Annotated in this window: 14 protein-coding genes; 9 read left to right on the forward strand and 5 right to left on the reverse strand. The window is 41.7% G+C overall.

The features are described 5' to 3' along the window. Window positions 1-6: 6 nt before the first annotated feature. Window positions 7-801, reverse strand: coding sequence for a M48 family metallopeptidase (locus tag GVO60_RS08405; RefSeq protein WP_159652861.1), 795 nt, complete (start codon window positions 799-801; stop codon window positions 7-9). A gap of 99 nt (window positions 802-900) precedes the next feature. Here GVO60_RS08405 and GVO60_RS08410 point away from each other — a divergent pair, with 99 nt between their 5' ends. The 4 genes from GVO60_RS08410 (at window position 901) to GVO60_RS08425 (ending at window position 3,624) form a co-directional block, all read left to right on the forward strand. Continuing rightward, window positions 901-1,356: a hotdog fold thioesterase gene (locus GVO60_RS08410; RefSeq protein WP_159652863.1), complete on the forward strand. Its 456-nt coding sequence runs from the start codon at window positions 901-903 to the stop codon at window positions 1,354-1,356. Further along, on the forward strand, window positions 1,353-1,586 hold the full coding sequence (locus GVO60_RS08415) for a DUF3389 domain-containing protein (protein ID WP_159652865.1): 234 nt from the start codon (window positions 1,353-1,355) through the stop codon (window positions 1,584-1,586). Before GVO60_RS08410 ends, GVO60_RS08415 begins: the two co-directional genes overlap by 4 nt. Before the next feature lie 77 nt (window positions 1,587-1,663). Next, complete coding sequence (locus GVO60_RS08420) at window positions 1,664-3,370, forward strand: SgrR family transcriptional regulator (RefSeq protein ID WP_159652867.1); 1,707 nt, start codon at window positions 1,664-1,666, stop codon at window positions 3,368-3,370. 2 nt (window positions 3,371-3,372) lie between these two features. After that, a complete protein-coding gene (locus GVO60_RS08425) occupies window positions 3,373-3,624 on the forward strand; it encodes a hypothetical protein (protein ID WP_159652869.1) in 252 nt (83 codons plus the stop codon). Between the two features lie 418 nt (window positions 3,625-4,042). Here GVO60_RS08425 and GVO60_RS08430 read toward each other — a convergent pair whose 3' ends face one another. Beyond that, entirely contained in the window at window positions 4,043-6,178 is a 2,136-nt protein-coding gene (locus GVO60_RS08430) for a TonB-dependent hemoglobin/transferrin/lactoferrin family receptor (RefSeq protein ID WP_159652871.1), read from the reverse strand. A gap of 248 nt (window positions 6,179-6,426) precedes the next feature. Between GVO60_RS08430 and GVO60_RS08435 the strand changes: the two genes are divergently transcribed. Further along, the gene (locus GVO60_RS08435; RefSeq protein WP_159652873.1) at window positions 6,427-7,323 is read left to right on the forward strand and encodes a LysR family transcriptional regulator; all 897 of its coding nucleotides are present in this window, start codon (window positions 6,427-6,429) and stop codon (window positions 7,321-7,323) included. A 34-nt stretch (window positions 7,324-7,357) separates the two neighbouring features. On the opposite strand, the gene GVO60_RS08440 is transcribed toward GVO60_RS08435, so the two are convergent. Further along, window positions 7,358-10,042, reverse strand: coding sequence for a bifunctional acetate--CoA ligase family protein/GNAT family N-acetyltransferase (locus GVO60_RS08440; RefSeq protein WP_159652875.1), 2,685 nt, complete (start codon window positions 10,040-10,042; stop codon window positions 7,358-7,360). A gap of 217 nt (window positions 10,043-10,259) precedes the next feature. Here GVO60_RS08440 and GVO60_RS08445 point away from each other — a divergent pair, with 217 nt between their 5' ends. Together GVO60_RS08445 and GVO60_RS08450 are read left to right on the forward strand one after the other, a co-directional pair. After that, window positions 10,260-10,820 carry an SPOR domain-containing protein gene (locus GVO60_RS08445; protein ID WP_159652877.1) on the forward strand — a complete coding sequence of 187 codons (561 nt, stop codon included), beginning with the start codon at window positions 10,260-10,262 and terminating at the stop codon, window positions 10,818-10,820. A 156-nt stretch (window positions 10,821-10,976) separates the two neighbouring features. Next, window positions 10,977-11,969 (forward strand): D-alanine--D-alanine ligase, encoded by a 993-nt coding sequence (locus GVO60_RS08450; protein ID WP_159652879.1) that lies wholly within the window; start codon window positions 10,977-10,979, stop codon window positions 11,967-11,969. Here GVO60_RS08450 and GVO60_RS08455 read toward each other — a convergent pair. Beyond that, window positions 11,966-12,922, reverse strand: a complete 957-nt coding sequence (locus GVO60_RS08455; RefSeq protein ID WP_159652881.1) for a tyrosine-type recombinase/integrase — start codon at window positions 12,920-12,922, stop codon at window positions 11,966-11,968. The genes GVO60_RS08450 and GVO60_RS08455 overlap by 4 nt on opposite strands. Window positions 12,923-13,020: 98 nt before the next feature. Here GVO60_RS08455 and GVO60_RS08460 point away from each other — a divergent pair, with 98 nt between their 5' ends. Next, window positions 13,021-13,401, forward strand: a complete 381-nt coding sequence (locus tag GVO60_RS08460) for a DUF3319 domain-containing protein (RefSeq protein ID WP_159652883.1) — start codon at window positions 13,021-13,023, stop codon at window positions 13,399-13,401. 6 nt (window positions 13,402-13,407) lie between these two features. Further along, complete coding sequence (gene yciH, locus GVO60_RS08465; RefSeq protein WP_159652885.1) at window positions 13,408-13,719, forward strand: stress response translation initiation inhibitor YciH; 312 nt, start codon at window positions 13,408-13,410, stop codon at window positions 13,717-13,719. Between the two features lie 212 nt (window positions 13,720-13,931). Here yciH and GVO60_RS08470 read toward each other — a convergent pair whose 3' ends face one another. Continuing rightward, window positions 13,932-14,339, reverse strand: a complete 408-nt coding sequence (locus GVO60_RS08470) for a hypothetical protein (RefSeq protein WP_159652887.1) — start codon at window positions 14,337-14,339, stop codon at window positions 13,932-13,934. Window positions 14,340-14,857 lie beyond the last annotated feature (518 nt).

Genomic DNA, 14,857 nt, shown 5'->3' on the forward strand with positions numbered 1-14,857 from the left:
TTTAATTTAAGATTTCGAGCAGTTCGGCTTTTGCGCACCATAGTTTGGCAATGTATTGATCTTGGCAGATAAGTCTTGGATTCGCGTGCTGTGCGATGGGTGTGTTGATAAAAGCTCTGGTGGCTGTTGGCCTCCTGATGCTGCAGCCATGTTCTTCCAAAGGCTGATGCTCTCAGTAGGATCAAACCCTGCTTTGGCCATGATCTCAAGCCCAACAATATCGGCTTCTGATTCTTGCGTTCTCCCATATGGAAGTAATACACCATACTGAAGGCCTAAACCTAATGCAGCCATTGTGGCTCCTCGATATTGAGCATATTCTGATGAACCAAGTGCAATATTGGTGATTTGTAAGCCAGCATTCGCAAGTTGAGATTGTGATAGCCGTTCATTACTGTGATCGGCCAATACGTGCGCAATCTCATGGCCAATGACCGTTGCTAGCTGATCTTCATTTTTTGCGACTTTGAGTAAACCAGTATAAACACCGATCTTACCTCCAGGCAGGGCAAAGGCGTTCACTTGGTCGCTATCGAAAACAACGACTTCCCATTCATTAAACCCGGGCTGCTTTGGCACTTGGCTAGTAACGCTTTTCGCGACGCATTGAACATAAGCGTTTACTTTTTTGTCGGTACTGACTTTTTGCTGTTGCTTCATCTGATCAAAAGACTGCGCCCCAAGCGAACTCATATCTTGATCCGAAAACAGTAGCAACTGATTACGGCCCGTTGGTGAGGCACTACAAGCAGACAATGCTATAGAAGTGGCTAGAACCGTTGTTTTTAGCAAGTTAGGCATTGAATTCTCCGTTTCGAGCTCGCTGTTCTGCTCATAATAACATTAGGTTACAATAGCGCGTAACCTTGATTCTAATAACAAAATAATTCGGATAAGAATATGACCATCTGGAAGCGTAACATCAATCTAGAGCGCCTGAATGCAACGTCAAAAAACACCTTGATTGAACACCTAGAGATTAAATATACCGCAGTGGGTGATGATTATATTGAGGCTACAATGCCCGTTTGTCACTTTACTCATCAGCCACTTGGCATGCTCCATGGGGGAGCGTCTGTCGTATTGGCTGAAACTCTGGGATCTGTAGCTGCTAACTTCTGTGTAGAAGAGGGAAGCTACTGTGTTGGGTTAGATATTAATGCTAACCATATTCGTTCAATGCGTGATGGAAAAGTGATTGGCAGGGCAACGCCTATTCATCTTGGTGTTTCAACCCAAGTATGGCAAATCAACATGACTGACGAACGAGAAAGAATGGTGTGCACAAGTCGCCTAACGATCGCGGTTAAGAAACAGCGCAATGTAAAGCAAACTTTGAAGGCTAGCGAATCATGATGATTGAGTTTAAAAGCGGAAAAATCATTGCCACGCCTCACGAGTTGGTTGTTAAGTTGTCGGGTGAGCACATGGTAACGTTGCAAGCTCATGTAGATGCGATTCAATTAATTGGTCGAGGTGCAAATGTTATTTCTGCAAATGGCAGCGAAACTAAGTGGTCAATTAAATTAGATAATGAACAACAACTTAGAGAAATCGCTAATCAAATCGGCTGCGATATACAATAAGGCGCTTTTATTACTTGATTCTTGCCATTAAATAGGGAAACTTACTGTTAGTTAATACCCAGCGAGATTTCCCCTTTATGAGTAGTCCTAGGCTTCGCGTTCAATTTGAGACTTTGTTTGAACATTACAAAGGTCAAGACAGTGGCGTACAACTTGAAGAGATCACTGAAGTTCTGTTTTGTACTAGACGTAACGCACGTATCGTTTTGAACAAAATGGAAGAAGAGGGGTGGATCGAATGGCATCCGTCTCCAGGGCGCGGCAAACTTTCTCAATTAAACTTTAAACGAAGCCGAGCAGATGTGAGTGAAAATCTCGCTCGTCGCTATTTAGAAGAAGGTAAGATCAGCCAAGCGCTCAAAGTGCTGGATCAAGATACCGCAAAGCTTGCACAGGTCGTTGAAAGCTATTTGGGTGTCCAGCATCAAGAGGGGCAGCAAGTCGTTCGATTGCCATACTATCGTCCGCTATCGATGCTCAACCCAATTAAACCTATTCGCCGTTCAGAGCAACATATCATCAGGCAAATCTTTAGTGGATTGACTCGGTTAGATGAAAACGATGAACTTCAGCCTGATCTCGCACACACATGGGAAATGGTATCCCCATCTCACTGGCGGTTTTTCCTAAGACCAAGTGTACGTTTTCATAATGGTGATTTGCTTTCTACCGAAGCGGTAATTGAATCTCTAGAATCACTTAAAGATAAGCAGCTCTTCTCTCATATAGATAAAATCGATTCACCGAATAAGTACGTTGTTGATATCCACTTAACAAGAACAGACTACAGGTTGCCTCTTTTACTTGCCGAATCTTGCGCTAAGGTTTTGTTGCCAAGTGCTGCCCGTAGTGAAGAATACGATCTTTTTCCTATCGGCACAGGCCCATATAAAGTCACGCAAAACGATGATAAACGTTTGGTTCTGCAAGCCTTTGACTCCTATTTTGGATTTAGGCCACTACTCGATAGCATTGAAGTTTGGGTTATTGATGATGTTCACTCGTCTATGGTATTTCCTAGTTTAAGCGGCCCAATAAGACCGGAAACCGGTAGTTTAAGTGATGAAGTTGAGCTCGACCCAGGTTGTACTTATCTTCTACTAAATCGAAAAAGTGGTTTAGCAAAAAGCGATGATTGGGCGAGGTACTTTAGCCAAAGACTAGGTGCTCTAAATCTCTATCAGCAGTTACCTCAAGATAAGATTGTAGAACTAGGCGTATTACCTGCACATGGCTTAAAGCCAGGTTGGTATCATCATACCCGACAGGGCAGTTATAGTTCTCCACCAGCCTATACCAAAGTTACGATTGCTTATCACAGCGAACATCCTATGTTTCCAACGTTAGTAAAGTGCATTGAAACGCTTTTGAGGCAGGATAACCTTGAAGTCGAGCTTGTAAAATACACAGTTTTTGCTCCTGATATTGATAATGTTGATATTTGGGTGAAACCTATGGGTATTTCCAACGATCGCGATGATGCCTTAGCTGGTTGGTTATTGAATTACAGTGATATTTCTCTATTCAGTAAAAGTACTGATTTTGAGTATTGGACTAAAGTCGTAGAAAGTTGGCAGTCAGAAGAAAACACTAATTTCCCCGCACGCGAGATAGGTAAGTCTCTGGTCGAGAAATTGCAAATAATACCTATGTTCCATTGCTGGTTAGGGGTGAGCAAAGATCAATGTGGATCGCTACAAAATGCTAAGTGCAATGCGTTGGGGTGGTTCGATTTCAGTCAGGTTTGGATTAAACCAGAAGAGAGTAATAATTACGAAGAATAGAAATGGCAAAACCTAATAAAAAACAACCCTCTAAAACCGTTAACATCTATTGCTCAAAGTGCAAAACGCAGCTGTTTAAATATAGAAAAGGTGGGAAAGGTGCGTTAGTAAAATGTTTCAAAGAACGCATCGTTGAAGACTATACGACGACACCCTGCATTTGTCCTGGCTGTGGTTGCGAATTTGCTAGAGATACACTGGTCCGAGGCACTCCTTCGTTTAAAATGATTGGTGGAAAAGTCACTATGAAATAAGTGATTTTTAGCATAATGTATTTTACAAAATATCAACAAATCTAGGTGGGTATTATTGTTGAAAATGGCTGGTGGAACGCATTTTTTGATCTGAGTCGCTATAAAACGTAAAAATCTCGTTAAGAGCTATCATTGTTTTCTAATACTGTTAGAATAACCGCAGTTTCGATTCGGTTTTTCCAACAAGTTAATAGGGGTTCACAATGGAACTAGCTTTAATCATCACTTTCATCGTTGCTGCAGCTGTTATGGTTAAGAAAGAGATGGTAAGTTCAAAATAATCGTTCATTCATATCATTTTTTCTTTTCTTTTTGATGAATGACTTTGAAAGCTCCCAATAGGGGGCTTTTGTGTTTTCTGGGACCAAGAAAGTAAAAAGCCAGCTTGTTAGCTGGCTTTTTGTTTTCGATTTTAAGTTTAGAATTGGTAATCTAAGCTTAAACCCCAATTGCGGCCTGGTTGTGATTTGATATCTTTGCTAAATTTAGAATCATGATCTGTTCCTGATAAGTCACTATATAGCCAGTATTTCTTATCGAAAGCGTTAAACAAACCTGCATGTAAAGTTAGGTCGTCAATAGGGCGATAATAAGCAGTTAGATCGACCAGTGCATATCCAGCAGCATTCACATTATCATCCGCGTTCCAATCATTTTTAGACGCTACCATTTTAATGTGTAATGCCGTACCGTAGCTTTCTCTTTCAAGACCAAGCCCGATAGTTCCTGTCAATGGGGCAACAGAGTCGATGGCATCACCCGTCTTTTTATCTTCCCCTTCTGCGTATGCAACGGCTAAGCGCGTGTAACTTCCATTTGGTGCACCGATTAACCCATCAAGGTTAACTCTAGACGAAAACTCGGCGCCATAAATAGTTACTTCATCGAGGTTTTCTTTTGTAAATACGTCTTTACCGCCTTGCTGACCAGTTTTGGTTTCATTAATAAAATCGGTGTAATTGGTATAGAAAGTACTTAGTTCAGAGAGAGAGTTCTTGCTCTGACTACGCAACCCGAGTTCATACGAAAGGCTTCTTTCTGCTTTTAAGTCAGGGTTAGCTTCTACAATTGCCCCCTGATTATAGAAGTAGTACAAATCGTATACCGTTGGCGCTTTGAAACCTTGGCCAATTTGTCCAAATACCGCGACGTTGTCATTAATGTGGTAAACAGAGCCCAATTTTGCAGTAAAAGCGTTATTTTCGTTTTTGTCATACTCAGTAGTAAAACCTTCATCTGTAGATGGATCGGATACGAATGAGTCATAACGCAAGCCGGCAGTGATAATGAGTCTATCATCCATTAAGAACGCTTGATCTTGTATGAATAGACCCCATTGGCTAATTTCTGCATCTGGGATACCGGTACTACCTGGCGCGTTAGTTCCCTGATCTAATTTATAGTCAGTGTTCTCTAACTCGAAGTTATTTCTTAGGTAACTGAAGCCATAAGTGAACTCATGCTCGACACTGTCCGCAATTAAAACTTTTGATACTTGAGTATCGAATTGGACAGTAACATCTGATGCATCTCGCTCTCTTAAACGTCTGCCGTTAGAAGGGGTCGTATCGAAATTTTTGTTCAATGTGCTCGAGTCTTGGTAGCTCAATGACCAATCCAGAGAATCTGCAATACTGGTTTCAAGACCTAGAGACTGCTCTAATGTTACTCGGAACCGCTTATTTGTGTCTTTATTGTAATTGTCCGTGTAGGTGAACCCTGGCATGATCGTGTAGCCATTGTAATTAAGCTCGTCCTCATCATACTGTTGTTGGTTGTACTCTATCGTTAAGCCTAATCGATTGGAGTCAGATACTTGATAAAAAGCTTTACCTAACACGTTGCCTAACTTTTTATCCGCAGGGTTAGTAGCGCCGCGATCAGGCCCTTCAATGTCTTCACCAGAAGAATGAGATGCTGTTTCATTCCCCTGTGCATACGTTGTCATTAGCAATGTCTCAAGTTTACCTTTACGCATTGCCCAAGATAGTGTGTTTTTGAATTGTTGATCTGCTGATGTATAGCTAGATTTAAGTCCAAAACGATTTTCATCGCCGTCAGTAATAAGTAAATCATCTGGATTTTTTGTGCGAAGCATCACTGCACCGCCAATAGCATCAGAACCGTACAGTGTTGATGCTGGCCCTTTGTTTACTTCAATAACTTGCAATGTATCGACTTCGATTCCGTTAGCGTACTTTCGTTGTTCTGAAGCCCCTGGGTTATAGGGTGCTGGCTGCTGAACACCATCAATCATAATTTTTACGCGATCGCCCTCAACACCTCGAATATTGAATCCAGAGATCCCAAATCGACCACCACCGTTGGCTTCTACACCTGGGGTGTATTGTAGAGCTTGCTGTACATCAGAAGACATTTGGCTGTTGATGCTTTCAGACGTAACTGTTTCGATAGAACTAGATACGTCGGCTTTGTTTTGTTCTGTGCGCGTTGCAGAAACAACGACTTCATCAAACACTGAGTATTCTTCTGCATGAACAGGTGCAGTAAGGGCGACAACGATTGACGCGGACAATAAAGATCGCTTATACATTTTATAGTTACCTTAAATCCATATTTGGGCTGAGCATTAAACTGGATGAATTTTATTGGATCTAAATGATAATTACTATTGTTTGCATTTAAAATAATTGAGATTTTTGTAATTTATAAATATGGGCTTGGGCTAATCTCTTTGAAACACAATAAGATAGAGTTAAACTGACTCAGTTCAACGTTAAACAATACTGCTTACAATGTGATGGTAATCACAATTATTCGTATGGAGAGAAGGGGTAAATAATGCAAAGTCCGATTACTTTAGAAGCACTTCATATCTTAGATGCGATTGATCGTCGTGGGAGCTTTGCCTCAGCGGCGAATGAATTGGACAGAGCGCCTTCTTCATTGAGCTATCAAATTCAAAAACTAGAACAAGATCTTGATATCATGATCTTTGATCGATCTGGGCATAAAGCGAGCTTTACTGAAGCCGGACAGCTTATTTTAGAAACGGGCAGAACGATCTTAGCAGCTACTCAAAAGCTGGTGAACGATGCGAGCATTTTGGCTAACGGCTGGGAGCTTGATATTAGTTTGGCTTTTGACGGCATTATCCCGGTTGAGAATTTCTTCTCAATGGTTGATGAGTTAAGTAAAGTCAGTTCAACCAGAATAAAGTTGCAAGAGGAAATCTTGGCGGGTTGCTGGGAGTCTCTGAGTGATGGCCGCGCTGATCTTCTTGTTTGCCCAAAACTCGAAACGTTACCTCATGATGTAAAAGCTGAAGTGATCGGAGAAATGGAAATGGTTTGGGTTGCAGCTTCTGACCACTACGTTCATAAGCGGTCAGGCGAGTTTAATGATGAGGCGAGAGAGAAGTACCGAGTTATTGCGATTGCTGATACCGCTAGAGAACAACCTCCAATCAGTATCAATGTTATTCAGAAGCAACCTCGCTTAACGGTGACTAATTTTGCGGCGAAAGTGTCGGCTCTAAAGCAAGGGTTGGGAATAGGGACGTTACCTAAAGAACTTGCGTCTGAACTTATAGAACAGGGTGTACTTAGACAGATAGCGGGAACAGAAGGGCAACCGATTGAAATTATTCTGGCTTGGAAGCGGAATAAGATTGGTGAAGCAAAATCCTGGTGCATTCAGTACTTAAAGAAAACCTTTAAGAACCAGGCAAAAATATAATAGAAAGGGAGCAATTGCTCCCTTTTGTTTTTCATTAGTTATTTAGTGGCAAGACCATATCTGCAACACCATCTTCGAATTGGACATCAAGGGTAAAGCCCATTTTCTGTGCGAGCATCAACATACCGCGATTGGTTGGCATCGTCATTCCTGACATCTGCTTTGTGCCTTTGTGGCGACAATAATCGATCACCTTGGTCATTAGGATTTTACCAAGGCCAATACCTTTCAAATCTGAACGAATAAGTATCGCGAACTCAGCGTCGGTATTTTCAGGATTGATTAAAGCTCTAGAGACACCGATGATCTGGAAACCACTATCCAATTGTCTGACGGCAACAAATGCCATCTCCCGGTCGTAATCGATTTGAGTTAGGTTTGCTAACGCTTCATGGTTGAATTCTCCAACGTCACTAAAGAAGCGTTTATACAAATCTTCTTTGGATACGTTATGGATGAAATCCGCATGTAGTGGCTCGTCTTCAGGAAGGATCGGGCGCAAAAGAACTTGTTCTTCAGACTTAAGCGTGACGATTTCTTCGTATTCGACTGGGTAAGGTCTAATGGCAAGTCGCTCTTGAGCATCACCTTGATACTGCCTTAAGGTTAAGTCGGCATCTAAGATAGTAAAGTTGCTGCCATTTGCGAGCACTGGATGAATATCCAGTTCGTGTACTTGAGGACAATCAACCACCATCTGAGAGATACGCACTAACATTTCTGATAGACCTTGAATGTCCATCGGCTCAGGCAGTTTTTGCAATCTTATCTTGCCATTCTTTATGGCTCTGACAATCAAATAACGCGCGAGAGCCATGTTTAACGGAGGCAGTGCTGACGCCGCGTCTAGTGATTCATCCCACTCTGATCCGCCTTGGCCAAGTAAAATAATTGGCCCGAAAACATCATCCGTTTTGACCTTGATTCTGATCTCTTCGCCACCTGCGAGTTTTGCCATACCTTGGACTAAAAGCCCATGAATATTGGCCGACGGGTAGGAGAGTTTCGCTCGATCCAGTATCGCTTCTGCTGCTGCTGCGACTTCATTACTGTTACGAAGGTTAAGCATCACACCTTGAATATCGGACTTATGAGCAATGTCAGGAGAGCGCAGTTTAACCGCTACAGGGTAACCGATTTGTTCAGCAACATGGACAGCTTCACTTACGTCGGAGGCGATCCAAGTTGGTAGGACATCGAAATCAAAGTGTTTTAAAAATGGGCCAATTTGGTGGGTATCAAGCATCACTGTGTTTTTATCCAGTAGCTTGTCGTCTATCCAATTTTTTGCCTCGTTGAGTTCGGTTATGTGAACCGGTTCTGCCGTTGTTGGCGTTTCCATTAATTGTTTCTGGTTTCGCCTGTATTCCACCAAGTGCATGAAGGCAACAACGGCGCTTTCTGGAGTCCTGTAAGTGGGAATTCCTGCTTGATTAAAGATATGCCTTGCCGGTTTAGCAGTCAGTTCGCCAGACCAATTGGTTAAGATATTGAACCGCTTGTGACGTGGATGTGCTTTAACTGCAGCGACAATTTCACGCGCTGTTTGTTCTGAGTGAGCGACGGCAGACGGGCTATGCATGATCAAGATTGCATCCGCACAGTCGGTATCCATCACAGCATTTAACGTTTTTATATAACGCGTGTGGTCCGCATCTCCCACCATATCAATAGGATTACTGTGGCTCCAACTAGCAGGTAATATCGCACTTAATGACTCGATAGTACTTTCTGATAGTTCTGCGAGTTTCCCACCACGCTCTAACAGAGTGTCGACGGCCATTATTGCCGGCCCGCCACCATTGGTTATTATGGCAAGTCGCTCGCCTCGGAGTGGAACCGAGTGGGTTAGGGTTTCTACCGCTGCAAATAATTCATGGGAGTTGTTAACTCTGAGCATACCTGTTCGGCGTATCGCAGAGTCATAAATAATATCTAGGGTATCTGAGCCGCCGGTATGCGCTTTGGCCGCTTTTCGTCCTGCGGCAGTTCTACCGCCTTTTAGAACTAGAATTCGTCTATTACGTGACGCCGCTCGTGCAGCAGACATAAATCGCCGCGCATCTTTAATTGTATCGACATACAGCAATATCGCTTCGGTATGTGAATCTGTACTGAGATAGTCGAGTAGGTCGGCAAAGTCGATATCGAGTGCATTGCCAAGAGAAATGAACGCTGAGAATCCAATTTCTTTATCGTTAGCCCAGTCTAAAATCGTTGTACACATGGCTGCCGATTGCGAGATAAAGGCAATTTTCCCGCGTTGCGCTGTGACTGGTGAAAAAGAAGCATTGAAGTTGACCCAAGGTAGAATCAATCCAAGGCTATTTGGGCCAAGTACGCGCATGCCAGATTGCTTTGCTATAGTTAAACAGTTGTCTTGAATACTGGATCCATCGGCGCTTGCGAGATGCATGTCGGCAGATAGAACAATGACTGTTTTGACCTGTTTTTCTGCTAATTGCTCGAATACTTCGGTATTACGTGATGCATTGGTGCAAATAATGGCGACATCAGGCACGACGGGTAAGTGGGAGATATCACGATACGCTAGAACACCACATACTGCAGAGTAACGAGGTGTCACAGGCATAATAGCGCCTTCAAAACCGCCATGAAGCAGGTTCTTCATAATGATATTTCCTGCGCGCATTGGTTTCGTTGAAGCGCCAATAATGGCAACGGACTTGGGTTTCAGTAAGTGAGTTAACTGGTTCATAGCGCTGCTCCGGCAAGGGTCATAAGAGAATCCTATAGAAGCTTTGATGCGATTGCTTCAATGATTTGACGGAGTTTTAATCAGATCACTTCTGAACTGACTGAGTTTGTGCCTTGCGTCACAGAGTATTGATATATAATTAAAATGTTGGGTTGATTCTGAGTCAGTCTAACGGCATGATTTACAGTAATTTCTAGTTAAGGCATTTGAAAGTTTCATGAAAAAAATAGCAATTGTTGGGTTGTCAGTACTGCTGAGTGCTTGTGTATCGAGTGACTATGTCACTGATGTAAGTTCGGAAAGCTATCGTGAGGACTACAAAACAGCGAAGGTTGAAAAGCCTGTTGTTTCGGATCAGACAGTAACACAAGGCATTACTGAAGATAATGTCGCGGTTAATGTTGTTCAAATGTCTCCAGCTGCTAAAAAGCCAGTTAAGGCCAAACCAGCTGTCGCGATTACACCGCCAAGCGCAAAGCAAAAGGCGATGAACTCTAGATACGGCTTTACCATTCAAGTTGTTGCTGTCGGTTCGCAAACTAAAGTTGACCAGTTTGCACGTAAGCTTCCACGTGGCGAGCAACCAATTTGGGAAAACTACAAAATGGTTAATGGCACCAAGTGGTACACAGTACTATACGGTGACTACGCAACACGTATGGATGCGAAGCAAGCGATAAGTGAATTACCAGCAGAGTTTAAGTCGCTAAAACCTTTTGTTAAGAGCATCGATACTATCAAGAACTCTCAGTATCCAACGCTAAACAAATTAAACTAATCACGAGAAGGGGCACATCGCCCCTTTTTTTGTGTCTACTTATTCGTCATTCGCACGGTAAGTTTTGTTTCTATTCGCGAAACCCGTATAAAACACCTAATTTTTTTATTATCATTGATACATAAACATTCTGTTGTATCACGGAAAGATCTTTTAATGGCTAATACGACAATTCTACTTTTATGTGGCGGCGGCTCTTCTGAGCATGAAGTGTCACTACTTTCAGCTAACTTCATCCAATCTCAACTGGAACAATCAGAGCAATTTGATGTTATACGCGTTGAAATGAAAGCAGATGGTTGGTACACAAATAACGGCGATTTAGTTTATCTAGATACCAATTCCGGTACGCTCAATTCAGAAACTCAAACAACGAACCTCGACTTTGTTATCCCTTGTATCCACGGCTATCCGGGTGAAACTGGTGACATTCAATCAATGCTAGAGTTGTCGGGTATTCCATACTTAGGTTGCGGGCCAGAAGCGAGCACGAATAGTTTCAACAAAATCACTTCAAAGCTTTGGTATGATGCTTTGGGCATTCCAAATACACCTTACATTTTCCTTTCTGAAAATGATCAAACTGCTTTTGATAAAAGTTGCGAAGCATTGGAAAATTGGGGAACGATTTTTGTAAAAGCTGCGCGTCAAGGTTCCTCTGTGGGTTGCTATAAAGTAAGTCAGGTTTCTGAATTGCAACAGTCGCTCAATGATGCGTTTAGTTACTCTGATCAAGTCTTGGTGGAGCAGGCGGTAAAACCACGTGAACTGGAAGTGGCTGCGTATGAATACCAAGGTAAGCTCTATGTCTCTAAACCTGGTGAAGTGAAAGCACCAGAAGACGCTTTCTATTCTTATGAAGAGAAATACAGTGCGACAAGCCATTCCACAACCGATGTAGAAGCGACAAACCTAACGGATGAGCAATTAGACATTATTCGAGTAAGCTCAGAAAAAGTATTCACCCAGATGCGATTACGCCATCTATCTCGTATTGATTTCTTCCTGACTCCGGAAGGTCAAATCTATTTAAACGAGGTGAATACTTTTCCGGGTATGACGCCGATTTCTATGTTCCCTAAAATGCTAGAACACAATGCCCATAAATTCTCCGAGTTCCTTTCTGATTGTGTAAAGAGTTCTCTTTAATCCCAGGGCTTAATGGTTTTAAAAACCATTCGCTCTAAGTTAGCTTGTGTCCTATTACCTATATAGTAATAGGGCATAGCGGCACTTAGCCAACGGCCATAATTCTGAATATCTCTTACTTTCTTTCCATCCTTAGCCATCTGCTTTGCGGCCCCAACTCGAAGTGATTGCCCTGAGAACTTAACATCGAGCTCTAGCACTTCACTGGCTTTGCGCAGTATTCTAAAAATTGAAGAATCATTTAATTGAGAGCTGCGAATATTGCCGTGTTTATCTATTGCAGAAAATGCCCATTGGCTAGTTTGGTTGCGTAATAAAAACCAACGTTGTAAATAGCAACACGTTTCAGGCGAAAATGTGTAATTGTATAAGCCTAAGCTCAACGTAATCGAGTTTTCGTTTATGTTGAACTTGTCGATGGTCAGATCACGGAGTTCTCCCCGTTTTAACAAGCATTCAAACATAACGTGGTAGATAGCAAGATTACGCATATCTGAAGGCCTATTTGTTCGAGAAAGTAGGGCGGAGAGTTGCTCTAAGTGCTTTCGCTCAAAAGCGGCCGTCACTTTAGCATCGCCGAGCTTATCGATTCGCGTTGATGCTAGTGAGCTTTTTATTCTTGAATTAGATGTTGGGTCTTGTAGCCCTAGAATACGATGAAATAGGCCTATAGTTACCGTGTAACGCTTTATGGAGGCGTACTTTCTTGAATCAGATTGCTTCTCTATAAAATGACGTAAAGCTGTTACTGAAGTTGGGAGCGGAGATACCCCTTTAAGTTGGCAGAATTCGACAAAATGATTCCAATCTTTTGTCATCGCTAAAAGAGAATTTTGTGAATACTGCCTATCGGTGAGAAAAGCAACCTGATCAATTGAAACAAGATGAATAAATTGTTTAATCAATTGTTTCTTTTCGGTTTGATTTGTGATTTCACGAACTTTTTTTCGCATTCTAGTGCACTATAACCAATGAATGTGTGATAAATATACTTGATAATGAAAGATATACAATTATTATTAAACTAACTCATAACAAGAAAACACTTACTATGGCTGCTGCTACTTACAGAGGTTTTAACCTCAAAACTGCCGGGACTTCAACAGAGATTTGGCAAGTTCAAATTAAAAACCACGTGTTGTCAGGAAGCATGGCAGCGGTTAAAAAGAGTATCGATTGGTTTTGTGATACTGCAACAATTATCGATCCGAAAGAATTCAGTTCATTGGCCACCAAGAAAACACAACAAGAAGGTAAACCTTCACAGGAAGTTTTCAACGGTTACACACTAAAAAACGATACAGGTGATATAAACGCTTGGTATTGTTTCTTTAATGGACGCTTAATCAAAGGTGGTAAGCTTGCTATTCAGAAGCATATAGAGGCATACTTGCTTGCTAAACAAAAAGCTGAACAGCAACAAAAGAAGTAAATCACTATGACTCTTGTATATTCGACTGATGTAGGTCGCATTAAACCTGAAGAAGAAAAAAAGCAACGTCCTAAAGGCGATGGTATCGTTCGTATTCAGCGAGAAACCAAAGGCCGTAAAGGTAAAGGCGTTTCCGTTGTTACTGGTTTAGATTTGGATGACGCACCGCTTAAGTTAATGGCCGCTGAATTGAAAAAGATTTGCGGCTGTGGCGGCTCAGTAAAAGACGGCAACATCGAAGTTCAAGGTGATGTACGTGACAAGATCAAAGCACATCTCGAAAAGAAAGGCTTCACTGTAAAGTTAGCCGGTGGTTGATCTTGATAATAACTAGTTTGATTATCTATGATTATCAAACTAGTTATTAGGTATTTTATGGTAAATCGATTATGTTCAATAATCTGCTTTATCAAGCAAATACGCATCTTAGTATAGGGCAGACGACTGCTCTATATTTTGATGGGTATTATTTAACATAATATACATAATGCGCACTTGGTTGTTAGGCTCTGATAAATACCCATTGTCATCTATTTTAATAACGCATCTTTCACTGGTTGTAGCTGCCAGTCGTTATAAACATATGACCGCGAGCTAGCCATGTAGCGCAGATTTAGATTGCGATTAATTGTAATAAGCTCAGCAAACAGTTCGTTCTCTGATTTACCTATCGGTTTAAATGCCAACACGTTCTCTTTGCAGGTACGAGAAAACTCGATTGGTGTTCCATTTACCAAGATGCTTACCGCAGCACTATCGACGAAATAAGGTTTTACACCACAGGTTACGCCTGACAACGAAAGTGACAGTTGATTTCCTTCAGAGAGCGATAATGTAGGCAATGGAATTGAACTGGCTATTACGTTGCCAGATGCATAACTATTAAAAGAAGCTACTAGAGCTAAACATAGCGATACTTTTTCTATTAACTTATACATACGTTGGTCCTTTATAAAAGCTCTGTTATGAGCCTATCAAACCATGACGTGAATGTCAGAGGTATTATTTCGTTGTGAGATCGCATCATCCAATTTGCATCGGTACTCACCAATAGAAGTTTTCTCTTGCAGACCTTTGACTGACCCGTTCCAAAACAATCCCGCTTTTTACGCCAAACCAGATTATTCACTTAACTTATTAAATTATGATTTTAGTGACAGTGCCACATGGCGATAGAATCCACTAGTGAAAATTAAGCGCATGAAAGTTCATTTTCAAGGCTGTAATAAAATTACATGCAAGAATTCGGCTTAGCCTGTTTTAGTGAATTACTCTGCGCTAACTTCTTGTATTTGTTTGATATAATGCAATTTTTGCTAGGGTTGGCATGGGGCCTAATCTTGTTGTTAGCTTACTGTCATTAAGGAAAAGTTGGACCGATACGTCCAAAACTTAATGAGTTTTTATTCTGTCGGTTCTTTTGTGGTAGATATAGTGCACTATAGGTAGGTGACGG

This window comes from Vibrio atypicus, assembly GCF_009811315.1.
Taxonomy (GTDB): domain Bacteria; phylum Pseudomonadota; class Gammaproteobacteria; order Enterobacterales; family Vibrionaceae; genus Vibrio; species Vibrio atypicus.